21 protein-coding genes are annotated in these 24,277 nt (G+C 50.2%); 16 read left to right on the forward strand and 5 right to left on the reverse strand.

Features of this window, described 5'->3' with window-relative positions:
• Window positions 1-51 precede the first annotated feature (51 nt).
• From hemB to ACTQZS_RS06870, 9 genes are all read left to right on the forward strand, one after another.
• Complete coding sequence (gene hemB, locus ACTQZS_RS06830) at window positions 52-1,035, forward strand: porphobilinogen synthase (RefSeq protein ID WP_441475152.1); 984 nt, start codon at window positions 52-54, stop codon at window positions 1,033-1,035.
• Window positions 1,036-1,116: 81 nt separating this feature from the next.
• Window positions 1,117-2,436: a glutamate-1-semialdehyde 2,1-aminomutase gene (hemL, locus tag ACTQZS_RS06835; RefSeq protein WP_441475153.1), complete on the forward strand. Its 1,320-nt coding sequence runs from the start codon at window positions 1,117-1,119 to the stop codon at window positions 2,434-2,436.
• A 246-nt stretch (window positions 2,437-2,682) separates the two neighbouring features.
• Window positions 2,683-3,159, forward strand: coding sequence for a ribonuclease HI (gene rnhA, locus ACTQZS_RS06840; RefSeq protein WP_441475154.1), 477 nt, complete (start codon window positions 2,683-2,685; stop codon window positions 3,157-3,159).
• 346 nt (window positions 3,160-3,505) lie between these two features.
• Window positions 3,506-4,732 carry an O-acetylhomoserine aminocarboxypropyltransferase/cysteine synthase family protein gene (locus tag ACTQZS_RS06845; RefSeq protein ID WP_441475155.1) on the forward strand — a complete coding sequence of 409 codons (1,227 nt, stop codon included), beginning with the start codon at window positions 3,506-3,508 and terminating at the stop codon, window positions 4,730-4,732.
• 100 nt (window positions 4,733-4,832) lie between these two features.
• Complete coding sequence (thiS, locus tag ACTQZS_RS06850; protein WP_441475156.1) at window positions 4,833-5,042, forward strand: sulfur carrier protein ThiS; 210 nt, start codon at window positions 4,833-4,835, stop codon at window positions 5,040-5,042.
• A gap of 18 nt (window positions 5,043-5,060) precedes the next feature.
• Window positions 5,061-5,879: a thiazole biosynthesis adenylyltransferase ThiF gene (gene thiF, locus ACTQZS_RS06855; RefSeq protein WP_441100316.1), complete on the forward strand. Its 819-nt coding sequence runs from the start codon at window positions 5,061-5,063 to the stop codon at window positions 5,877-5,879.
• Between the two features lie 252 nt (window positions 5,880-6,131).
• A complete protein-coding gene (locus ACTQZS_RS06860) occupies window positions 6,132-6,545 on the forward strand; it encodes a M67 family metallopeptidase (protein WP_441475190.1) in 414 nt (137 codons plus the stop codon).
• Between the two features lie 192 nt (window positions 6,546-6,737).
• Complete coding sequence (locus tag ACTQZS_RS06865; protein ID WP_441475157.1) at window positions 6,738-7,676, forward strand: 4Fe-4S binding protein; 939 nt, start codon at window positions 6,738-6,740, stop codon at window positions 7,674-7,676.
• Between the two features lie 60 nt (window positions 7,677-7,736).
• Complete coding sequence (locus ACTQZS_RS06870) at window positions 7,737-7,994, forward strand: sulfurtransferase TusA family protein (RefSeq protein WP_441100314.1); 258 nt, start codon at window positions 7,737-7,739, stop codon at window positions 7,992-7,994.
• Between the two features lie 148 nt (window positions 7,995-8,142).
• Here ACTQZS_RS06870 and ACTQZS_RS06875 read toward each other — a convergent pair whose 3' ends face one another.
• A complete protein-coding gene (locus ACTQZS_RS06875; protein ID WP_274939910.1) occupies window positions 8,143-8,352 on the reverse strand; it encodes a helix-turn-helix transcriptional regulator in 210 nt (69 codons plus the stop codon).
• Between the two features lies 1 nt (window position 8,353).
• On the reverse strand, window positions 8,354-8,767 hold the full coding sequence (locus tag ACTQZS_RS06880; protein WP_441475158.1) for a hypothetical protein: 414 nt from the start codon (window positions 8,765-8,767) through the stop codon (window positions 8,354-8,356).
• Between the two features lie 337 nt (window positions 8,768-9,104).
• Here ACTQZS_RS06880 and ACTQZS_RS06885 point away from each other — a divergent pair, with 337 nt between their 5' ends.
• The 6 genes from ACTQZS_RS06885 to alaS all read left to right on the forward strand — a co-directional run bounded on the left by ACTQZS_RS06885 (window position 9,105) and on the right by alaS (window position 19,454).
• Window positions 9,105-10,430 (forward strand): MATE family efflux transporter, encoded by a 1,326-nt coding sequence (locus ACTQZS_RS06885; protein ID WP_441475159.1) that lies wholly within the window; start codon window positions 9,105-9,107, stop codon window positions 10,428-10,430.
• A 12-nt stretch (window positions 10,431-10,442) separates the two neighbouring features.
• Window positions 10,443-11,453, forward strand: a complete 1,011-nt coding sequence (locus ACTQZS_RS06890; protein WP_441475160.1) for a LacI family DNA-binding transcriptional regulator — start codon at window positions 10,443-10,445, stop codon at window positions 11,451-11,453.
• The gene (locus tag ACTQZS_RS06895; RefSeq protein ID WP_441475161.1) at window positions 11,434-11,832 is read left to right on the forward strand and encodes a winged helix-turn-helix domain-containing protein; all 399 of its coding nucleotides are present in this window, start codon (window positions 11,434-11,436) and stop codon (window positions 11,830-11,832) included. Before ACTQZS_RS06890 ends, ACTQZS_RS06895 begins: the two co-directional genes overlap by 20 nt.
• A 276-nt stretch (window positions 11,833-12,108) precedes the next feature.
• Window positions 12,109-14,616 (forward strand): excinuclease ABC subunit UvrA, encoded by a 2,508-nt coding sequence (locus tag ACTQZS_RS06900; protein WP_441475162.1) that lies wholly within the window; start codon window positions 12,109-12,111, stop codon window positions 14,614-14,616.
• Between the two features lie 630 nt (window positions 14,617-15,246).
• On the forward strand, window positions 15,247-16,479 hold the full coding sequence (gene tyrS, locus ACTQZS_RS06905) for a tyrosine--tRNA ligase (RefSeq protein ID WP_441475163.1): 1,233 nt from the start codon (window positions 15,247-15,249) through the stop codon (window positions 16,477-16,479).
• Between the two features lie 248 nt (window positions 16,480-16,727).
• The gene (alaS, locus tag ACTQZS_RS06910; RefSeq protein WP_441475164.1) at window positions 16,728-19,454 is read left to right on the forward strand and encodes an alanine--tRNA ligase; all 2,727 of its coding nucleotides are present in this window, start codon (window positions 16,728-16,730) and stop codon (window positions 19,452-19,454) included.
• Window positions 19,455-19,864: 410 nt separating this feature from the next.
• On the opposite strand, the gene ACTQZS_RS06915 is transcribed toward alaS, so the two are convergent.
• From ACTQZS_RS06915 to ACTQZS_RS06925, 3 genes are all read right to left on the reverse strand, one after another.
• Window positions 19,865-21,301, reverse strand: coding sequence for a M20/M25/M40 family metallo-hydrolase (locus ACTQZS_RS06915; RefSeq protein WP_441475165.1), 1,437 nt, complete (start codon window positions 21,299-21,301; stop codon window positions 19,865-19,867).
• A 144-nt stretch (window positions 21,302-21,445) separates the two neighbouring features.
• Window positions 21,446-22,333: a hypothetical protein gene (locus tag ACTQZS_RS06920; RefSeq protein WP_441475166.1), complete on the reverse strand. Its 888-nt coding sequence runs from the start codon at window positions 22,331-22,333 to the stop codon at window positions 21,446-21,448.
• Window positions 22,334-22,425: 92 nt separating this feature from the next.
• The gene (locus tag ACTQZS_RS06925; protein WP_441475167.1) at window positions 22,426-23,163 is read right to left on the reverse strand and encodes a DUF5058 family protein; all 738 of its coding nucleotides are present in this window, start codon (window positions 23,161-23,163) and stop codon (window positions 22,426-22,428) included.
• Window positions 23,164-23,414: 251 nt separating this feature from the next.
• On the opposite strand from ACTQZS_RS06925, the gene ACTQZS_RS06930 reads away from it, so the two are divergent.
• A complete protein-coding gene (locus ACTQZS_RS06930; RefSeq protein WP_441475168.1) occupies window positions 23,415-23,897 on the forward strand; it encodes a pyridoxamine 5'-phosphate oxidase family protein in 483 nt (160 codons plus the stop codon).
• Window positions 23,898-24,277: the final 380 nt, after the last annotated feature.

Raw genomic sequence — 24,277 nt, forward strand, 5'->3', positions numbered from 1 at the left:
TCAGAAGCGTGCTATGATACGATTGAATAAACAAGAAAAGAGGCAATTGCAATGGAAATGATAAAGAGACCGCGCCGTCTGCGCGAAAATGCGGTCATCCGCAAAATGGTGCGTGAAACCAGACTTGACAAGTCCTCTCTGGTATATCCGATTTTTGTCATGGAAGGAGAGGGTATCACAGAAGAAATTCCTTCCATGCCCGGCCAGTACCGCTACAGCATCGACACCTTTATTGTAAAGCTGAAAGAGCTCCTCGCTCATGGTGTCTCCTCCGTCATGATCTTCGGCATTCCCGATCAGAAGGACGAAATTGGCTCCGGAGCCTATGACAGCAACGGAATTGTCCAGAGAGCCCTCCGAGCAGCGAAGAAGGCTGTACCGGATATGTATTATATCACGGACGTCTGCATGTGTGAGTACACCTCGCACGGCCACTGCGGCGTCCTGAACGGAAACGACGTGGACAATGATCCGACGCTTGAACTTCTCGCAAAAACCGCTCTTTCTCACGCGGAAGCAGGTGCGGACATGGTCGCACCATCTGACATGATGGATGGACGGGTACTGGCTATCCGCAGAAAGCTGGATGAAAACGGCTATTCCAGAGTACCGATCATGTCCTATGCGGTAAAATACGCTTCCGCCTTCTACGGTCCCTTCCGTGACGCCGCGGATTCCGCGCCGAAATTCGGAGACCGCAAGACCTATCAGATGGACTTCCACAACGTACGCGAGGGCATCAAGGAGGCTCTCACCGATGTGGAAGAGGGTGCGGACATCGTCATGGTGAAACCGGCTATGTCGTTCCACGATGTCCTGACGAAAGTACACGACGTCGTAAATGTTCCGGTTGCCTGTTACAGTGTCAGCGGCGAGTATGCCATGGTCAAGGCAGCCGCACAGAACGGATGGATCGATGAAGACCGCATCGTCGGCGAAATGGCTGTATCCGCCTTCCGCGCCGGCGCACAGATCTACATCACCTATTATGCGGAACGGATCGCCCGTCTCATCGACGAAGGCGTCATCGGCTGATCCGCTGAATTATCGATAACCTTCTGCATGGCACCGAAAGAAGGCGCCCGCAGATTTATCAACAAGAAAGGATGAATCATCATGGCAGAACAAAAGAAGAACCGCTCCGAAGTTCTGATGGAACGGGCACAGAAAGTGATTCCCGGAGGCGTAAACTCTCCGGTACGCTCCTGGCAGAATGTCGGGATGACCCCCAGATTTATCCAGGGTTCCACCGGCCCGTATATTTTTGATGTGGATGGCAGAAAATATATCGACTACATCTGCTCCTGGGGTCCGATGATCCTCGGGCACAACAACAGCGAAGTCCTTGATGCGGTCGTCCGCACCGCGGAGAACGGCCTCAGTTTTGGCACCCCGACGGAGCTTGAGGTGGAAATCGCGGAATATATCTGTGAGCGGATTCCTCACGTTGACATGATCCGCATGGTGAACTCCGGCACAGAGGCTGTCATGAGTGCCATCCGCCTTGCCAGAGGGTACACCGGCAAAAACAAGATCATCAAATTCGCCGGCAACTACCACGGTCACAGTGACTGCCTTCTCGTGGACGCCGGTTCCGGACTGATGACACAGGGTATCCCCGGCAGCGCCGGTGTTCCGGAAGGATGCACGCAGGACACCCTCAGTGCGGTCTACAATGATATTGCGAGTGTTGAAGAGCTTTTCAAGGCAAACAAGGATGAGATCGCCTGTGTCATCGTCGAGCCTGTCGCCGCAAATATGGGCGTGGTTCCGCCGCAGCCGGGCTTTCTGCAGGGGCTCCGCGAGCTCTGCACCAAATACCATGCACTCCTGATCTTCGATGAGGTAATCACCGGATTCCGACTCGCGTTCGGCGGAGCAGCAGAAGTGTTTGGAATCACCCCCGACCTCGTGACCTACGGCAAAATCATCGGAGGCGGTATGCCGGTAGGTGCATACGGCGGCAGAAGAGACATCATGGAAATGGTAGCCCCGCTCGGTCCGGTATACCAGGCAGGCACCCTTTCAGGCAACCCGGTAGCAATGGCGGCGGGACTTGCCCAGCTGAAGATTCTCTACGAAAACCGTGGGGATTATGCCGTTCTCTCCGCCAACGCAGACAAACTGTATGAAGGAATGAAGGAAATCATCCGCCGCTATGAGCTTCCGGCGACCGTAAACCATATCGGCTCACTGGGTTCTGTCTTCTTCACCGATGCGGAGGTTACCAATTATTCCATCGCCAAAACAGCAGATACCGGGGAATTCGCCCGTTACTTCCGCTTCATGCTGGAGCATGACATCAACGTGGCTCCATCTCAGTTCGAAGCTATGTTCCTCTCCCTGGCTCATACCGATGATATCATCCAGTACACACTGGACACCTTCGAGGCCTACGCGAAAACACGCCGGGACGAGATCGAAAGCGATCTGTAAAACCCGGCAGCTGCATCAAAAAGAAATGCTCGCGCATCCGGCTGCGCAGATCATATATGATCTGCGGTTTTTTCGCATACCGCATACGCGCAGCCGCTGCCCCGCCGCAACGCGGATTCACTACTACAACGATCAGAAAATAAACAAACCAATTATATTACAAGATGGTGTCCCGTAAATTCCAACTTGAAACATCAATTGGTCCTGGCTGACAAAGAGCCCTCTGTCACAATTCTGGAGGAAGATATGCACGTGGAAATATACACTGACGGTGCCGCTCGCGGAAATCCTGATGGTCCTGGCGGATACGGATGCGTTCTGCAGTACGTCGACAGTCAGGGACAGCTTCACGAGAGGGAGCTCTCCCGCGGCTACAGAAAAACAACCAATAACCGGATGGAGCTGATGGCAGCAATCGCAGGACTTGAGGCCCTCACGCGTCCCTGCGACGTAACCCTTCATTCCGATTCCCAGTATCTTGTCAATGCCTTCAATCAGCACTGGATCGACTCCTGGATCCGGAAGGGATGGAAGAGAGGGAAGAACGAACCGGTCAAGAACATCGATCTCTGGAAGCGGCTGCTCGAAGCCAAAAAGCCGCACAATGTAACCTTCGTCTGGGTCAGAGGCCATGACGGCAACGAACTGAACGAGCGCTGTGACAGACTGGCAACAGGAGCGGCAGACGGCGATGATCTCTCCGTCGATCCCGGAACGAGATAAAACACGCTGCGCGAGTTTTATCTCGTTATCGCGACGCTCGCCGCACACGAATACTTCGCATTCGGCTGCGGCTCACTGTTCGCGTAAATCAGTTAACCCGGTCCGACCGTCCCGCGGATCGGGTACCCTCTCCTCTCGAAAAACCCCACTGCACGTCTTACAATCTTATTTTTTCCCTTTCTTCATAATCCCCCGAAAATCCTGACGAAAAATGCCAATCAACGGCTCATCAGCGGAAAATGCCAATCAGCCGTTGACATTATTCCGGAACAAGTGTAGAATTTACTCAACATATTTCATACTATATAAATAGGAATTGTAGTATAATAAAAGGTGAGGATCAATAATGGAATTTAACACCAGGCTTCTTCATGGAAAAGCTGTCCGCAAGTATCCTGACAGCGCAATCCTTCCTCCGATCTCTCAGGTAACCGCTTTCCGATTCGACACAGCAGAAGAGCAGGCAAAGGTATTTCAGCACAAAGCCGCCGGTTTTGCATACAGCAGAGTAGGCAATCCGACAGTTGCTGCCTTTGAGCAGAGAATCAATGAGCTCGAGGGTGGCAATGCATGCATTGCCTGCTCATCCGGCATGTCCGCGATTACCCTTGCTCTGCTGAATATGCTCTGCGCGGGAGATGAGATTATCGCGGGAAGCGGCCTTTACGGAGGCTCCATCGACCTCTTTGAGGACCTTACAAAGTTCGGGATCACCACACATTTTGTCAATCACGTCACCCCGGAAGAAATCGAACCGCTGATCAACAGTCACACAAGGCTGATCTACAGTGAGGTGATCGGGAACCCGGGACTTCGGGTGCTTGATATCCGGAAGGTTGCTGATTTTGCGCATGCACACGGAATCCCCCTGATGACGGATTCGACGACTGCGACTCCCTACCTGGTGAATCCGATCTCTCTTGGAGCAGACATCGTGGTTCACTCATCCTCCAAATACATCAACGGATACGGGAATGCCATCAGCGGTGTCATCATAGATTCCGCAAAATTCAAATGGGATTTCGACCGTTTCCGGGCACTTGACGGCTACCGGAAATTTGGAAATCTGGCATATACTATCCGCCTGCGCACAGATATCTGGGAAAATATGGGAAGCTGCCTGTCTCCGGCGAATGCCTTTTTGAACATCGCCGGACTCGAGACTCTGGGGCTGCGTATGGAGAGAATCTGCAGCAACGCCAGCAGGCTGGCGGAAGCCCTGAACGGCATCGATGGAATCAAGGTCAACTATCCGCTGCTTGAGAGCAGCCCTGACAGAGACCTTTGCCGCACACAGCTCAAGGGCTTCGGCGGCGGCATTCTCACCTTCCGGACAGGAAGCAGAGAACGGGCTTTCCGAATTCTCAACAGCCTGAAATACGCGGTGATCGCCAGTAATATCGGAGATATCCGCACACTGGCCATCCATCCCGATTCCACGCTCTACATCAGAAGTACAAAAGAGCAGAAGGAATCCGCCGGAGTCTTCGAAGACACCATTCGCGTCAGTGTGGGAATCGAGAACATTGACGACCTGATCGACGATTTCACCGAAGCGATCCGCAATTCCTGATGTCCGACACATCCTGAAGTACACGAGGGAGTCAAAGTTTATACAAAGTATTTACACTATCAAATAGCACAAAAATAAAGAGGATAAGGAGTACAGAAAAATGAAAATCACAGTATCCGGAGAAACCAAGGAAGTAAAAGACGGCATTACCATCTCAGAACTGATCAGCCAGGAGAACGTGGAGACGCCGGAATACGTAAGTGTCTCCGTAAACGAAGAGTTTGCCCAGAAATCAGACTTCGACACCACACACCTGAAGGAGGGCGATGTCGTTGAATTCCTCTATTTCATGGGCGGCGGATGCATGTAAGACAGGAGGATAAGGAAAATGCCATTCACAAATGAGCAGCTGGAGCGTTATTCCAGACATATTATCTTAAAAGAAATCGGTGTAAAGGGCCAGAAAAAGCTTCTGAACGGAAGCGTTCTGATCATCGGTGCAGGCGGACTCGGAGCACCGGCAGCCATGTATCTCGCTGCTGCCGGTGTCGGAAAAATCGGCATCGCCGACGCCGATAATGTTGATCTCTCCAACCTTCAGAGACAGGTCATTCATACCACAAATGACATCGGAAAGCCGAAGGTGGAATCCGCAAAGGAAACCATGAACGCGATCAACCCGGACGTCGAGGTTCAGACCTACCATGACTTCATCACCAGCAAAAACATCATGGACATCATCCGCGACTACGATTTTGTCATCGACGGAACCGACAATTTTCCCGCAAAATTCCTGATCAACGATGCCTGCGTCATGGCGGATAAGCCTTTTTCTCACGCGGGAATCATCCGCTTCAAGGGGCAGCTCATGACAGTCGTTCCTCACCAGGGCCCCTGCTACCGCTGTGTATTTAAGGAGATGCCTCCGAAGGACGCCGTTCCGACCTGCAAACAGGCCGGAGTCATCGGTGCCATGGGTGGAATCATAGGTTCCCTGCAGGCACTCGAAGCAGTAAAATATATCACAGGTGTCGGAGACCTGCTGGTCGGCAGACTTCTGACCTTTGACGGTCTGAAGGGCGAATTCCACACAATCAAGCTCCCGCCCCGCGGAGATGGATGCGCGGTATGCTCCGACCACCCGACCATCACAAAGCTCATCGATTACGAGCAGGCACAGTGCGAGTGGAAACCGGGACAGAACTGACCGCCGCGCGGAATATCTGAGTTTTCTGGTAAATATCCGGCACGGATAATCCTATCCCTGGAAATACCCTGACACAAAAGATCAGATCACAAGATATTAACTCAGACACAGATTTCCGGTTCATCAGAGATTTGCCCAGACACAGATTTCCGATTCATCAGGCATTTACTCTGGCAGAGCTTGTCGATATGGCTTGACATGCAGGAGGTTTGCAGTTTGAAGGTTACAATCAGAAAAAGCGATTACGAGAAGATGCTTTCCCACGCGCGCTCCGTATGGCCTGAAGAGGCCTGCGGACTCATTGCCGGGATTGATCATATCGATGACATCGACCCCGACGCAAAGGTTGAGATTCGCGAGATCCGCAAGGTATACCTTCTGGAAAACCAGGATCACACAAATGTTCATTTTTCTCTGGACCCGGGAGAACATCTGAAGGCAGTCGTCGATATGCGGAAGCATCACCTGAAGCCACTCGGCAACTGGCACTCCCACCCGGAAACACCGTCCCGCTCATCGGCCGAGGATATCCGTCTGGCATCCTTCGACCATACCGCAAGCTACCTGATCCTGTCACTGATGGACAAGGAACATCCGGTGCTGCACAGCTTTCATGTGGAAAATGGCGTATCCACTCCAGAGGCTCTCGAAATCATTCCCGGCTAATTGCCGGGTCTCACCCCGTGGGCGGAAAACGGGCATTTACTGCCTGCGCGCAAGATAACGATTTCCGGATGATTACCGGAAAAACAGGAAACCCGCGGCCGCATATTTTATTTCACATGCGTCAGGCGGTCACCGTTCGTGTAAATAACAGCTTCCGGCACTCCGGAAGATACGAGGAGGTACAAGTCAAATATGGCTACAGATTACGCAACATTAAAAAAAGGCGGATGGATGAGGCAGAAACAGAAAAACTATTTTGCCCTCCGTATTCACGTGACCGGCGGACATCTGACAGATGAACAGATGGCAGGCGTTTCACTCGTCGCAAAAAAATACGGCCACGGATACGTCCATCTCACAGCCCGTCAGTCACTGGAAATCCCGTGGATGAAGCTCGAGGATATTGAGGCGATCAAGGCGGAGCTCGCAAAATACGGCGTACAGCCGTCTGTCTGCGGTCCGCGTGTACGCACCACCACTGCATGCCAGGGCAGCGCAACCTGTCCCTCTGCATGCATAGATACCTACGCCCTGGCCCAGGAAATCGATGAGAGATATTTTGCGAAGGAGCTTCCGGGAAAATTCAAGTTCGGTGTGACCGGATGTCAGAATAACTGCCTGAAAACAGAAGAAAATGATATCGGCATCAAGGGAGCCGAGCGCGTCGAGTGGATCGAGGATAACTGCATCGCCTGCGGCGTATGCGTCAAGGCCTGCCGCGAAAACGCGATTACACTTGCCGACGGTAAAATCACCATCGACCGTGACAAATGCACAAACTGTGGAAGATGCGCGAAGGCATGCCCTGCAGACGCCTATGAAGAACATCCCGGATATATCATGTCCTTCGGCGGTATGTTCGGCAACCATTTTCACAAGGGAAGACAGCTTGTACCCTTCTTTGAGAGCCACGACAAACTGATCCAGATCTGCGATACCGTCATCCGCTTCTTCCACGATAACGCACAGCCGGGAGACCGTCTTCAGTTTGCTGTCGACAGATACGGTCAGGACAGATTCGACGAGCTGATCCGGGAAACCTTCGCCAAGAGCGAAGAATCCGCAAAAAAAGAAGCATCCGAGCCTCTTGAGCTCTCCGACTGGAAGCTCAGAACCGATCTTCAGAAATAATTCCGGACAATCCGAAACAGATACACAGGATCCATATTTTATCCGCAGGAGGAAAGACAAATGGCAAAGGAAATCGACGGAATTCAGGTTGACGAAACTGTAGACATCACGGATGTAGTCTGCCCGGTTACTTTTGTAAAGGCAAAGGTTGCCCTCGAGGAGCTTGACGACGGTCAGGTTCTCTCTGTTCATATGAATGACGGAGAGCCGGTGCAGAACGTGCCGAGAAGCATTAAAGAAGAAGGCCACAAGATTCTGAAGCTCATCGATAACGAAGACGGAACCTACGATCTCCTCGTCCGCAAGGTTGAAGACTAACAGCTCATCATTGAGCTGGAATAAATATTGAAAGTCCGGAACCCGGAATAAACTGGGTTTTCGGACTTTTTCTATGTCTCGTGAGTACATTTTTCAAAAAAAGATTCGGCGTTTACCGACCACCCTTTTTGCCTGAAAACGGAACCACCTATTTACCTCCGTCTGTGAAGGTGAATAATTCCTCGACAGTAACGTCAAATACTCTTGCAATATCCATTGCCAGCTTTAATGAGGGATTATATTTACCGTTTTCCAGATGAACAATTGTCTCCCTCCGGGCACCAACTTTCTCCGCGAGATCCGCCTGCGTTAATCCTGCTTTTTCACGGAATTCTTTTATTTTTGTAACAAGTGCCACCTCATACTCCCTTCTGATCCATTACCTTGAAAATGATAATTCGCAGTATGGAAATGATGATCAGCGAAATCATAATAACCCAGCCCATGAAAGATGCAGTATTAGCTACATGCCCCAATGTGCCGCCAATAAATGCAGTCAAAGCCATTGCTGCTGCAAATATTTTCAGACAGATGGAGTCACATCTTTTTAAATTTGCTCTTGCAAGCTCATCGATGGGTTCTTTGTGAAATTTCCGGACTCTGTATGATATCAGGAAAATAATACATATGATCCCTCCTGCGACAGCATTTTGAATATACGTGTAGGATTCTTTCCAATCCGTTCTTACCCAGCACCAATAGTAGAATGTCAAACCAATGGTAAGAACTGCAGTTTCTGCCATTAATTCTGTAATACTGACTTTTTTATTCATAATGCCTCCTGTGTGATATATTTGTCACTTGTGTTATAAATATATCACATCAAAATTACTTGTCAACAATAAATGTGATAAATAATTCACTTTGCATATTCAGATATACAGTTTCCAGACCGCGATTGACAGCTATGAGGGCTTGATGAGTGTGTCTGATTCTGAAAGAATTGTTTAATTGTTAAGAAGTGAGGCCTTAAACCGTTACAAGGATTACAGGAAGTTGCAAATTATAAGAGCGCAAAAAGACATTATTATATGCGGGTTACGCGATTAACCTATTGTGGAATGAGCTTTTTTTAAATACTATGGAACAAAAGCGTAAAGGAGAAACCCCATGTCAGATAAAAGATTTTTACAAGATGTGCTGCGCATCTCCATACCGGTGGCATTACAATCCATGCTGCAGTCTTCCTTTTCCATGGTCGATCAGATCATGGTCGGTCAGCTTGGAGATAAAAGTGTTGCTGCGGTTGAAATTGCCGGAAAGCCCAGTTTTATTTATGCGTTTGTCATTGGAGCAATCAGTACGATCACAGGAATCATGATCTCGCAGTACATTGGCAACCACAACAGAAAAGCAGAGGAAAAGAGCATCTGTATCAATTTTCTGGTGATGATATTAACCGGGCTTACCTTTCTATCTGTTTTCAGCCTTTTCCAGAATCCGTTCGTGGGAATGTTTACGGAAGAAGAGCAGGTAATCGCAGAGGGCAGCACATATCTCGGGATTATCTCATGGACATTCATTCCGCTGGGGATCTGTAACATTCTGGGGACGGCGCTGCGATGCCGGGACAAATCAACCTGGCCACTTTATATCGGCATTTTTTCTGCTTTGCTCAATACAGTTTTAAACTACTGCTTTATATTTGGAAATTTTGGCGCGCCGCGTCTTGGAATAGCAGGTGCCGCATATGCGAGTGTCATATCCCAGGCAGCAGGAGCACTGATTTCCATCCTGTGTTTTTGCAGATTATATGGGCGGATTCGTATTTCGTTAAGCCTTGGAAAGGCAGGATATTCGCAGTACTTTCTGATGCTTCTGCCGATTGTTTTGAATGAGTTTTTCTGGTCCGTGGGACAAAGCGTATACACATATGTTTATGGGCATATGGGGACTAATGAACTGGCAGGAATGTCGTTGACGGGCGCTGTTCAAGGCCTGACCATGGGAGCATTAAGTGGCCTGTCTCAGGCAGCAGGGATTCTGATCGGCAAAAGGCTGGGCAGCAGGGAATATGATGCTGCTTATGAGGATTCCAAAAAGCTATGCGGTCTTGGAGTGGCCGGATCACTGGTCTTCACGCTGTTATTGATTTTGATCAGAAATCCGTATGTTCAACTGTTCAACGTATCAGGAGATGTTCGCGGAATTGGCGCAGATATTATGGCAGCATTTGCGATCCTGATGCCTGTGAAGGTACAGAATATGATACTGGGAGGCGGAATCATCCGAAGCGGCGGAAAAACAAAGTACGTCATGATGATTGACATGATGGGAACCTGGCTGATCGGCGTACCTCTGGCGCTGCTTACAGGATTGTATATTAAGATTCCGGTTATCTGGGTCTACTTTATTTTATCGCAGGAAGAACTGGTCCGTCTGATCGTATCTGTTATTATGTTCAGAAGCAGAAAATGGATGCATACACTACAATAATCGGAGATGAATATGTGGGATGAAAAGAAGATCCGGATTATTGATATTGCAGATGAATTAGGCGTCAGTACAGCGACGGTTTCCAATGTTATCCACGGCAAAACAAAAAAGATATCCGACGCAACGGTCAGACGTGTGCAGGAAAAACTCGTTGAAAGAGGATATATTCCGAATATGGCCGCGACGCTCCTTTCGCAGAACAATTCGAGAATTGTCGGAGTGGTCGTAAACAATCATCCGAAATATGAAGGACATGTTCTGGAAGACCCGTTCGTCAGCGGCGCAGTCAATGCGTTATCCGATGCGCTGGAAAGCCATGGATATTTTTTGATGCTGAAGAAGACAAACGACATCATGGATATTGTCCCCTTCGCATCGATGTGGAATATGGATGGGATGGTAATCATGGGTTTCTGCGAAGATGAGTATCAGAAACTTCGTGACCGCATCAGGATACCGTTTGTTGTATATGACGGCTTCTTTCAGAATGACAGAAACATCTGCAATCTGATGCTGGATGATTATGACGGAGGAAGGCAGGTCGGCGCGTTCTTCAGGGAAAACGGCAGAGAGAAGATATTATTTATCGCGGATAACCGGCTGAAACCGGATTTTGACAGATATGAGGGTCTTTGCTCCGGTTATGGAAGAACAGTTGATTTTCTGGAAGTGCCTATGAGTAAAAAAGAAAGACAGGCACATTATCGGGATATCTTACCGGTATTTCAGGATTATGATTCGGTATTTGCTGCATCGGATTATTATGCGGTTGAAATTATGTACTTTCTGATTCACGCGGGGATACGCGTCCCGGAAGATATCTGGGTTGTGGGATTTGACGACATGGAGTTATGTAGAAATGTCATGCCGCAGTTATCATCCGTCCGGCAGGATGTGTTTTTGCGCGCGGGAAAAGCAGTGGAGTATCTGGATCGGATGAAAACAGACAGAAGTTATTCTGTAACGGACAAAATTCCGGTACATTTCGTTCCGCGGATGAGCTGTGGAAGAAGATCATATTGAAAGGAATAAAGTCGGCTGCAAAGTGGAATATCGTGGGGACGATGATGGATTTACGGTAAGATTCCACCGTCGCTGCGGAGAAGGCTGGGGGACAGGCTTGAGTGCCAATGTCATTCACGGTGGCACTTACGATGGCACTCACGATGAAGAAAAAATAAGAGAATCCTATGAATCTGGCATTCTCTCAATGGTGAAGTCAAATAACAGAATTACCCGGAAAGAAATGGCGGAAAAGTTATCCATCAGTCTCCGTTCTCTTCGAAGGATAATTAACAAAATGGATGAATTACATTACGTTGGAAGCGGAAATCACGGACATTGGGAGATCAGTTTAGCAATTGAATCAGACAGTGCTTTTTTGTACTCTTTTTCCCGTTAAGGAAAGGCCAAAATCTCTGACATTGCCACCGGCTTTCGAGATGGTATCACAAAAGATACCATGTTAGAAAAATCTGCTTACTTGATATAAAATTGAAATACAGTATGATAATGGATACAAAGAGCAACACAACTATCAGGAACGAGATAAAACACGCTGCGCGAGTTTTATCTCGCTATCGCGACGCTCGCCGCACACGAATACTTCGCATTCGGCTGCGGCTCACTGTTCGCGTAAATAAAAATAGGGGACCAGAAAGGCAAAGGGGTCATTGTTATGTCCAGTGAAATCAAACAGAGGAAGATGCTGCCAAAGTACATCGAAATACGCGGCGCCAAGGTTCATAACCTCAAGAATATCAATGTAGATGTCCCGCTTAATGAGATCGTGGCGATTGCGGGGGTCTCCGGATCGGGAAAATCCTCGCTTGCGCTTGGCGCGCTGTATGCGGAGGGATCCCGCAGATATTTGGAATCTCTCTCTACCTATACGCGCCGGAGGATGACGCAGGCGGAACGGGCGGATGTGGATGATGTCCGCTACGTGCCGGCGGCGCTTGCACTGCGCCAGCGGCCCGGAGTTCCCGGTATCCGCAGTACATTCGGAACACTTTCGGAGCTGCTCAATAGTCTGCGGCTTATGTTTTCGCGGCTTGCGAGCCACCGCTGTCCAAACGGACATTACTGTCCGCCGTCTCTTTCCGTTGCGGCCATGCAGGAAATCACCTGCCCGGTCTGCGGCGCGAAATTCTACGGTCCCGGAGCAGAAGAGCTTGCCTTCAACAGCACCGGCGCCTGCAAGACCTGCGGCGGAACAGGAGTCGTCCAGACGGTGAATGAGGCAGCCCTGGTGCCGGATGATTCCAAGACCATTGACGAAGGTGCCGTCGTTGTATGGGGAACGCTCATGTGGTCCCTGATGAAGGATATCGTGCGCACGATGGGCGTCCGGACAGATATTCCGTTCCGCGATCTGACACCGGAGGAGAAGGAGATTGTCTATCACGGCGAGCTGAAAAAGCACCACATCCACTACATCAATCCGAACACGCTTGAACCGGCGGATATGGATTTTAATTATTACAGTGCGGTCAATTCCGTGAAGAATTCCCTTGCCAAGGTCAAGGACGAGAAGGGAATGAAGCGGCTCGAAAAATATCTGGAAGAGGATGTCTGCCCGGATTGCCGCGGAACCAGACTTTCAGAAGCCGCCCGCGCGCCCAGGCTTCGAGGAATAGGGCTGGATGAAGCCACAGCCATGACGCTCTCGGAACTAATTCCCTGGGTGAAGGGCGTTCCGGCTTCTTTGCCGGAAGAGATGCGTCCCATGGCAGAAAATATCTGTGAATCCTTCCTGGACGTCTCAAAGCGGCTGATGGATCTGGGGCTTAGCTATCTTTCTCTTGACAGAGCGGCATCGACGCTTTCCACCGGTGAAAGACAGCGCGTGCAGCTCGCAAGGGCAGTCCGCAACCGTACAACAGGGGTGCTCTATGTTCTCGATGAGCCGTCAATCGGATTGCATCCATATAATCTCAAGGGTCTTACCGGCGTAATGGACGATTTGCGCTCGGACGGGAATTCGGTTGTCCTTGTCGATCATGACACACAGGTTCTAAAACACGCTGACTGGATGATTGAGATGGGCAGAGGAGCCGGCGCGGACGGAGGAACGGTTATTGCAGAGGGGAGCATCGAGGATGTCTCGAAAAATCCGGAATCCGTTATCGGGCCGTACCTCTCCGATCAATATGAAGCAAGAATCCGCCCGGTTACAAAGCCGGCCGCCATGTTTGAGAAAGGCATCATTCATCTGGAAACAGAGATGATTCACACCGTACATCCACTGGATGTGCGGATCCCGATGGGACGGCTCACCGTGGTGACGGGTGTCTCCGGGTCCGGAAAGACGACCATGGTGCTCGAAAGCCTGATTCCGGCACTCAGGGCAAAGATCAGCGGGCAGAAGCTGCCGGCACATGTGAAAAACATCGAAGCGGAAGGCATCACACAGGTCAAGCTGATCGACGCGACGCCGATCGGCATCAATGTGCGCTCGACCGTGGCGACGTACGCGAATGTCCATGATGGGCTCCGAAAAGTTTACGCGAAAACAAAAGACGCAAAGGAACGCTCCTTTAAGGCGGGAGACTTTTCTTATAACACGGGAAAGCTCCGCTGTCCGACCTGTGACGGAACGGGGGAAATCTCTCTGGACGTCCAGTTCCTGCCCGACGTGAAGATTCCCTGCCCGGACTGCCGGGGCTCCCGGTACAGCAGAGATGCTTTTGATATCCGCAGAAAAGCAAAGGACGGAAACGAATACAGTCTGCCCGAACTCATGAATATGAGCGTGGATCAGGTGCTTCACGCCCTCGGCGGGCTTAAACTCCTGCAGCAGCGCCTGCAGGTACTGCACGACTTAGGGCTCGGCTATCTGACCCTCGGAGAGGAAACACCGGGACTTTCCGGCGGCGAAGCGCAGCGTTTAAAGCTGGCCAGCGAGATGGGAAAGGGCCAGAGCGACTCTGTGTTTGTTTTTGATGAACCGACAATCGGCCTGCATCCGAAGGATGTGAGGACACTGCTGCATGTTTTTCAGACTTTGATCGACCATGGAGCAACGGTCATTGTCATAGAGCATGACCTTGATGTCATTAAGAATGCCGATTACATCATCGACATGGGACCCGGCGGCGGAAAGGAAGGCGGCAGGATCGTTGCCTTCGGGACACCGGATGAAATCAAACAGACAGGTGAAAGCATTACCGGGCAGTATATATAACCCTCAATTGCAAAATTGCAAAATTAAATTCCCCCCAGATGGCATTTAGTTTTGCAATTGAGAAAGAAGCACCGCCGAATAACCAAATGGCTTGACTTTGTCCCGCGAACTCTATATACTCCAAAGCATGATCAATTTCATAACAACAGGCAATGACGGGAAGAAGTAGGAAAGAACAGAAGCCTTCAGAGAGCTGCCGGCAGGTGAGAGGCGCAGGAAGAGTTTTTTCACGAATACATCCCCGAGCTCTGCACCGAAACATTTACAGTAGGCTGCAGCGTAGTGGCGCACGTTATAAACGCCGGAGTATTTGCTGTTCATGTCCATGCATTCCATGTTCAGCTGTTTCATCTCATGATAACGGCGCACAGATACTCCAGGAGGCGGATATCGTGAGATACCCGTAAAATTAGGTGGTACCACGGAAGAATTTTAAGCTTTCGTCCTGAATGAATTACGGTTCGGGACGGGAGTTTTTTTATGCATTATATAGACCCGAAAGCCACATCAAGGTGAAAAGCTCTGTCCGTACCGGAGAACCGGACACATCGCGCACATTCGCTGTGCACTTCATTTCCCAACGGAAGGACCAGCCAGCGGAATCAAACAGAAAAGGAGAATAGCAAAACAATGACACTTTACGAAGAACTTCAGGCGCGCGGACTGCTCGCGCAGCTCACAGACGAAAAGGAAATCGCCGATCTCATCAATCAGGGAAAAGCCACCTTTTATATCGGCTTTGATCCGACCGCTGATTCCCTGCATGTCGGCCATTTCATGGCCCTGCTGCTGATGAAGAGACTTCAGGCGGCGGGTAACAAGCCGATCGCCCTTGTCGGCGGAGGCACTGCGATGATCGGCGACCCCTCCGGCCGCACCGACATGCGGAAGATGATGACCGTTGATATGATTGATCACAACGTAGAATGCTTCAAGAAGCAGATGTCCCGCTTCATCGAATTTGGCGAAGGAAAGGCACAGATCGTCAACAATGCGGACTGGCTCCGTGATCTGAACTTCCTGGATTTCATGCGTGACATCGGATCTCAGTTCAATGTAAACGAAATGCTCCGCGCGCGCTGCTATGTCAACCGCATGCAGACCGGACTTTCCTTCCTTGAATTTTCCTATATGTTGATGCAGAGCTACGACTTCTACAGACTGTACCAGGATTACGGCTGCCAGATGCAGTTCGGCGGCGACGATCAGTGGTCCAACATGCTCGGCGGCATCAACCTCATCCGCAAGAAGCTGAACAAGGACGCCTATGCCATGACCATTTCTCTGCTTCTGAAGCATGACGGAACAAAGATGGGCAAGACCGCGGGCGGCGCTGTATGGCTCGATCCGGACAAATACAAGCCTTATGATTTCTACCAGTACTGGAGAAATGTTGACGACTCTGACGTACTGAAATTTCTCCGCATGATGACCTTCCTTCCGCTGGAACAGATCGATGAGATGGATAAATGGGAAGGCAGCAAGCTGAACGAGGCAAAATCAATCCTGGCATATGAGCTTACCTCTCTGGTACACGGAGAGGACGAGGCGAAAAAAGCGCAGGCAGGAGCCGAAGCGGTCTTCAAGGGTGCCGGAAGTCTCGACACCGTTCCCTCCGTTGTCCTCACTCAGGATGACTTTAACGAAAACGATGCCATTGATATCATCAGTCTCCTCGTAAAAACCGAACAGTGCGGTTCCCGCTCCGACGCGCGCCGCGCCATCACCAAAGATCACAGCATTACCGTCGGCGAGAGCAAGATCGATGACTTCAAATACGAAGTGAAGAAGACGGATATCCCCACAGAAGGTCTCCTGATCAAGAAGGGCAAGAAGAATATCAAGAAAGTAGTTGTCGAATAAACGACAATGCGGGAATCACTTCCAGGCTCTTTCGCGTGCGGCGTGACATGCCTGTCTGCGTTTTCGAAGAGTCCACACTTTCCCTTTTGGCCCCGCACTTCTTGTGCAGAAGCTTGGGATTGCGATGAAGTTCATATAGTGGTAAGATTAATTCCGTACGTGCTGCCGACGGGCAGTTTCGTACGGATTTTTCACAATAAACAGTTCGTGGACAACTGCAGAGTTCACGAAAGCAGGAGGAAGCAGTTATGGCACCAAAGAAAAAATACGGAGTCAACGAACTCCGTGAGATGTTCCTTTCATTTTTTGAATCAAAGGGCTGTCTGAGGCTGAACAGTTTTTCACTCGTTCCGCACAATGACAATTCCCTTCTGATCATCAACTCTGGCATGGCTCCGATGAAGCCCTGGTTCACCGGGCAGGAGATTCCGCCGAGAAGAAGAGTTACCACCTGTCAGAAATGCATTCGTACCGGTGATCTGGAAAACGTCGGAAAAACCGCCCGTCACGGCACGTACTTCGAGATGCTTGGAAACTTTTCCTTCGGAGACTACTTCAAGAAAGAGGCGATTCCGTGGGCGTGGGAATTCCTGACCGAGGTTGTCGGTCTCGACGCGGACAGACTGTATCCCTCCGTATATGAAAAAGACGATGAGTCCTACAATATCTGGCTCAATGACATGCACATCCCTGCAGAGCGCATCTACAAATTCGGCAAGGAGGATAACTTCTGGGAGCACGGCTCCGGCCCCTGCGGTCCCTGTACAGAGATTTACTATGACAGAGGTCCCGAATTCGGAAACGGACCGGAGGATGTCATGGGCGGAGAGGGCGACCGCTTCATGGAAGTATGGAACGTCGTTTTCTCCCAGTTCAACAACGACGGACACGGCAATTACACCGACCTCGTACAGAAGAACATCGATACCGGAATGGGACTTGAGCGTCTCGCCGTTGCCGTTCAGGGCGTCGGCTCCCTGTTCGATGTCGATACTGTAAAATCACTTCGTGACCTCGTATGCACTCTTGCGGGAGGCATCGCCTACGAGCAGCCCGACACCCACGATACCGACGTATCCGTCCGAATCTGCACCGACCACGCAAGAGCCATGACCTTCATGATCTCCGATGGCATCATGCCGTCCAACAACGGCCGCGGATATGTTCTGCGCCGAATCATCCGCCGCGCGGTCCGTCACGGAAGAAAGCTCGGCATCAAGGGTTCCTTCCTGACAAAACTCGCCGAGAATGTAATCGAGGGCTCGAAGGACGGCTATCCGGAGCTGGAGGAAAAGAGAGATTTCATCCTGAACGTCATCCAGGCAGAAGAGGACAAATTCGAGAAAACCTATGAGCAGGGCATGGACATCCTTCAGAGCATGGAGGATGAACTGGAGGCAGCCGGCAGAAAAGAGCTCTCCGGTGAGAATGCCTTCAAGCTTTACGATACCTACGGATTCCCCATTGATAATACAAAGGAAATTCTGGAAGAAAAGGGCTATACCGTTGATGAAGCGGGCTTCAACGCCGCAATGAAAAAGCAGAAGGAAACCGCGCGCGAGGACCGCAAGAAATCCGGAAAATCCTCGACCTACATGGGCGCAGCGGCGACCATCTATGAGGAAATGGATCCAGCCATCAACTCCGAGTTTATCGGCTATGACAAAACACAGGCAGACAGCCGGATCGTAGCAATGGCAGCCTTCGCAGGCGAGGAAGAGGACAGTGACTCCGTCGTGGAAGCCCTCGCGGACGGACAGTCCGGCGCCATTATCACCGCTGAAACACCGTTCTACGGAACGATGGGCGGACAGGTCGGCGACATTGGAACCATCGTTCTCGGCAGCGACGACAATGAGGCTGCCGCGCTCGGAAAGGGAGCTGCCGTATTTCAGGTAACCGCGACCGAACACGTAGCCGGCAATAAGATTGCCCACATCGGCAAGGTCGTAAAGGGCATGTTCAAGCTGGGCGACACAGTCACACTGAAGGTCGATGAGAAAGAACGCATGGCGACCTGCCGCAACCACAGCGCGACACACCTTCTCCAGAAGGCGCTCCGTGAAGTGCTCGGCACCCATGTAGAGCAGGCCGGCTCCTACCAGGACGCAGACCGCACCAGATTCGATTTCAGCCATTTCCAGGCAATGACCCCGGAAGAGCTGAAGAAGGTAGAAGACCTTGTCAATGAGAAGATCCAGGCAGGACTTCCGGTTAAGACAGAAATCATGAGTCTTGACGACGCGAAGAAGAGTGGTGCTATGGCGCTCTTCGGTGAGAAATATGGCGATAAGGTACGTGTCGTTCGCATGGGCGACTTTTCAACGGAGCTCTGCGGAGGTACCCACGTATCCAATACCCTGCAGATCGGACAGTTCAAGATTCTGTCCGAGAGCGGCGTAGCTGCCGGCGTCCGCCGGATCGAGGCGCTGACCGGCGACAACGTAAGGAAATATTACGAAAAGCTGGAAGCACAGTTAAGGGATGCCGCTTCCCTCCTCAAGGCAACCCCTGACACTCTCGCGGATCATATCCGAAAACTTCAGGATGAACTCAAGGCATCCCGCAGTGAGAACGAGTCGCTGAAGGCAAAGGAAGCACAGAATGCCCTGGGTGATGTCACCGGAAACGCAAAGGACATCAACGGCGTGAAATTTGTCGCCTCCGCTCTTAAGGATGTAGATCCTGATGAGCTGAGGAATCTTGGTGACAGCCTGAAGACAAAGCTGGGAGACGGCAGCGTCATCCTTCTTCTGGCAGACAACGGCGGAAAGGTCAACCTGATGTGCATGGCGGATGACACTGCCGTTGGAAAAGGCGCACATGCAGGCAACATCATCCGCTCTGCCGCAAAGATCCTCGGTGGAGGAGGCGGCGGCCGCCCGAATATGGCACAGGCCGGCGGTAAGGATGCCACCAGAATCAACGACGCCATTGCAGATGCCGAGAATGTACTGAAAGCACAGATCCGGTAATTCTTAACCGCTTAAGAGCGCAGAACCGGATATATGCCTGTCATCTGTATGATGCTGAACGATTCGGATTCTGACTGGGATCAAACGCAATGCAGTGCTGATTCATTTATCAAAGCTGGATTGTCGAGTTTTAAAGCCAGCGCACTGTTCCCCAACGGGACTGGTGCGCTGGCTTTTTTGATTTACGCGAACAGTGAGCCGCAGCCGAATGCGAAGTATTCGTGTGCGGCGAGCGTCGCGATAGCGAGATAAAACTCGCGCAGCGTGTTTTATCTCGTTCCATGATGGCCTGCTCAAAGTTCATTCTGTTAACCGGGATTCTGCTTCTGTCCGTTGGTATTCTGCTCCCGTCAAAACAATGCTCTTGACTTTTGAATCAGGATAGGGCTAACGGGTCGGAAAAAATGTGCTCATTGTGCGCGTATCAGGTTTTTGTAAAAATCAACACATCCGGGCAGACAGTTGTACGCAATATTTTCGTTAATTCCGTGCATGCCCTTCATCTGTTCCGGTCCGTAGATGACCGGTGCAAACCGTACTACATTGTCGCAAATTTCCTGATAACAGCGGGCATCAGTAGCACCTGTCATCACATAGGGAATTCCGGTCATGCCATCAAAGGTCTCCGAAATCACACCCTGAAACATCCGGAATGCTTCTCCGTGAATATCGATGGGGCGGGTGTAGTCGTTCTTGTGCATGACTGACATGGTCAGACCGTATTTTTCTGCCCGTTTCTGAATAAGAGCGAGGCTTTCCTCCATTCCCTGGTGAGGAATAAACCGAAGGTTCGCGGACACAGAAGCCTCCTGAGGGATGACATTTACCGCATCCGATCCAGACTGCATGGTAAAGGCAATCGTTGTTCGAAGCATGGCTGCTCCCTGAGCAGAAATGGACGGCATGACATGTGTCAGCAGTCCCTTAAAGAGCCAGAGATTCTCGAAGAGATACCGGAGACCGAATCCAGCGTAGGGTCCCAGTGTCCGGAACATCGCGGTGACTTCCGGAAGCATCTTCACCCGGAAGGGATTGTGCGTTTCTACATCATTCTCAAAAGCTGCAAGCCTCGCAATGGGAGAACCTTTTGACGGGGCACTTGCGTGTCCGCCTCTGCCCGTTGCTGTGAATTTTACATCCGCCTTTCCCTTTTCAAAAACGCCGACCATAGCAAAATTTCCCTTAATGCCCCCGATCGGGTCTGTGATGATTCCACCGCCCTCATCACAGACCAGATAGGGATGAACACCTCTTCGTTTTAGTTCATCCACTAGCTTCGGGCAGCCGTCACCAGCCCATTCCTCCGTGCAGGAGGAAGAGAGCCAGACATCCTGTTCCGGGCTGAATCCCTCGGAAAGCAGTTCCTCCACAGCCTGAAAGAAGCCCATCACAGAGCATTTCGTATCGGATGCGCCGCGTCCCCACACCTTCCCGTCCGCGATATCGCCCGCGAACGGAGGATGAATCCAGTCTCCCTCTGCGGGCACAACATCCTGATGACTCATCAGGACAATCGGACGATTATGTTTTTTCCCTTCCCAATAAAAAAGGAGATTCCCGTCAATTTCTGTTTTTTCCAGCTTCTCGTGCACAAGTGGGAACATCTCCGCCAACAGTTTCTGGAAGCCGAGAAATTTTTCCCTGTCGTGCATACCCTGATGCGAGGTGGTGTCACAGGCCACCATGCGGGAAAGCTTCTGCGCATATTCCAGCGCACGTTTTTCGTCCGGATGCGGCACATAATCCGCTGTTTTCCGTGGCACAAGCAGAGTATGAATCCAGGCTGCACACAAAAGAACTGCCAGCAGGAGAAGAATGGCAGCAATTACGAGAAGAACCAGTTTCATGAGGACGTACTCCTTTCATTTTTTCTTTCCTTTTTCGTTTTTCTTTCAGGCTTCAACATTTTACTTACCGCCTTCGCCGTTTTATTTTCATTCCTCAGTATATTACTTACCGCTTTCGCCGTATTCCTTTCAATCCTCAGTGTTTTACTTACCGTTTCCGCCATTTTTCCTGCGGCAATTTGTGGTTCCCTTACGGTATTCCATCCACGCCAGCAAAATAGAGAGCGCACCGGACGGAAGGATCATCATGCTCGTCTGTGCGGTCAGGGATGGAACAAAAACAAAGAGAACTGTCATGCCAGCCAACGGGATTATGGCAAGCCGAAGATTTTTGCGGTAATACTGCCATGCCATCGCGCCGAACAGTGCGGGAACGACGTTCTCAAATGCAGGGGCGAGAGTCTGACTCTGCAGAACCGGCTGCAAAGGCTGCAGCAGCAGAACTCCGAGTGCGAGAACCGCGATTGTCACAAGTGAGGAAGTGGCAATTGAGAGCGTGGAAATAATTTCATTCTCCACTGTACCCGCCTTCGTTCCTGCAATGTCACGCGCATTCATCGCGCATGGAATTTTCATGTTGATCAGATTTCCGGTCATAAACGCCAGATACCCGCCGCCGGCTCCAAGCATAGGCGTATATACCAGAAACTCTACGACGCTTGAGACGGTCCAGATCAGTCCCACTGAGAGAAAGCCCTTGGCGGCAGCGGAAAGATCCGGCATGGCATGCAGATAGATTCCGATCACAAACGGAGCGCCGACAAGCAGAACCAGTGTGACTGCGCTTGAAATTCTACCAATCCGGTGCGTTCCCCTGTGATACTGCTCAACAGAAAAAGAGTCATCCTTCATAGCATATACTCTTTCTGTTTTTGCGGCAGAGCTGTCCTTTCCGGAAGAAGTGCCCTTCTGAATAGAACCATTCTCCTGTGCGGATATATTTTCCTGTGTGGAAGCCTTTTCTTGTGCGGAAGCATTTTCCTGTATCAAAGTATTTTCAAAAATATTATTTTCTTTTTTCTGTGTTCGCATATGCTCTCCCTTCAACCTAAAGTCTGTATCTCACTTCCCGCATTCCTGCTAAAAGTCTGTATCCCACTTCCCGCATTCCTGCGATTTTCCGGTTATCCGAGAAAAACGGCGGCAGCCATCCCGATCAGCATGCTGCCCGCTACGGAGAAATTCTCAAGCCACCGCAGACCCTTTTTCTCAGAGAAGAACGTAAAAAGTCCCATCGCGGCAGCGGATACAGCGGCAACAACCAATGGAACTGCATTTCCCTGAAAGGTGAAGTTTCCACTTCCGGATACAAAATTTCCGATATAGCTCCCGATATAGGCGCTAACCAGTCCCACAAACATGGCAGTCATCGCAGAATCGCCAAAACCCGCTTCATTCTTCTGAGCTCCTCTGTTACTCAGACGGCTGGTATAGCGCTTATTGAACAGAATAGAAAGAATCATTCCCCACATGATGCAGACACTCATCAGAAACGCAATCGTAGTAAAAGCCTGCGGGGTCATATGCGCAATAGAAAGGCTTCCGATTCCCACCGCCTCTGACGCAGCTTCTGCCACCTGTGTCTCATAGTGAAGCGCCCCGATGACAGACAGCCGCAGCCAAGGCCAGGGAGTTCCCAGACTTCCCGAGAGGGCAATGACACCGAGCAGGATGCCGACAGCAGGAAGAATCGTGAAGGTGGCGCTGGACGCAATCGCATGTTTCAGAGCCTTCGGGTCCATTCCCATAGCCTTTCCCGCACGGTATGATCGCACAAGAAAGACAACACAAACGATCGCGACAAACAAAATGACCGTACCACAAACCATGTACATAAAAGGACTATTCAACTTCTGAAGCATTCACAGCACCACCTTTCGCGAGAATCCTCTTTTCTTTTCATATTCTCATAAAGCCATTATGCTTCAATACCATCGAAATAGCAATTAATGTCTGCAAATTCCCCGGCAAATCCCATCCGTTCTGCCTCCATTACAAATACCGCTTTCCTGCCACTCATCCGTTTTCTTCATTACATCTTCTGAAATTTGTGTTATTTTATTTATATCTGATAAGACGAAAGAAAGACTGATCGGTGAAAGAGGAGAAAAACATGGCTGAATTTAAAAAGATGCGGCGCTTTAAACAGGAAATTACAAAAGAAGAGTGTATCGAAGTCTTAAAGAAGGCTCCACGCGGTATTATGGCCTTCCACGGAGAGAATGGCTATCCATACGCAATTCCACTGAATCAGTATTACGATGAAGCGGATGGCAGGCTCTACTTCCATGGCGCAAGGGATGGCCTGAAAATCGATCTACTCGCAAAGGACAATAAGGTCTGTTTCACCGTAATGGACGAAGGCTTTGTGAAGGAAGGCGAGTGGGCTCTGAATATCAAGAGTGTGGTCTGCCTGGGAAGACTGGAGACAGTTACCGATCATGATAAGGCAATCGAACATTGCCGTATGCTCGGCAGAAAATTCTATCCATCTCATGAAGCGGTAGAGGAAGAGATTGCGAAAGCGGGTGGCAGAGTGAATGTGCTGGCTATGACGATCGATCGTATGACCGGGAAACTCGTCAATGAATCATAATTGTTCATCAAATTATTATTGACGCATAATGACGAACAATACAGAAAGTGAGAAAAAAGTATGAAACCATTGTAGTTTGACGCAATTTAATCATATTTAACAACGTTATCAAAGATGGTACCTGGAGATATCGTCCCAGTTTGAAGGAAATCCCATGTATGTTAGAGGTCAGATTCGGACAAACGAGTACTTGCTTTGAGATATTTCGCAATAATGGCTTTTATATCCGCCGATCAGTGAAAAATAGCCGATGTCTGTTAACGTTTGCGTTGCATATGGGATATCAGCAATGATCAATCCTTTGCTTTGGGAGAGCAGATTGATTTGATCCGAATAATTGAGATAGGGTTTTATCATAGCGGTTCTCCAATGCAAAATTA

This window comes from Bilifractor sp. LCP19S3_H10, assembly GCF_052119185.1.
Classification (GTDB): domain Bacteria; phylum Bacillota; class Clostridia; order Lachnospirales; family Lachnospiraceae; genus Bilifractor.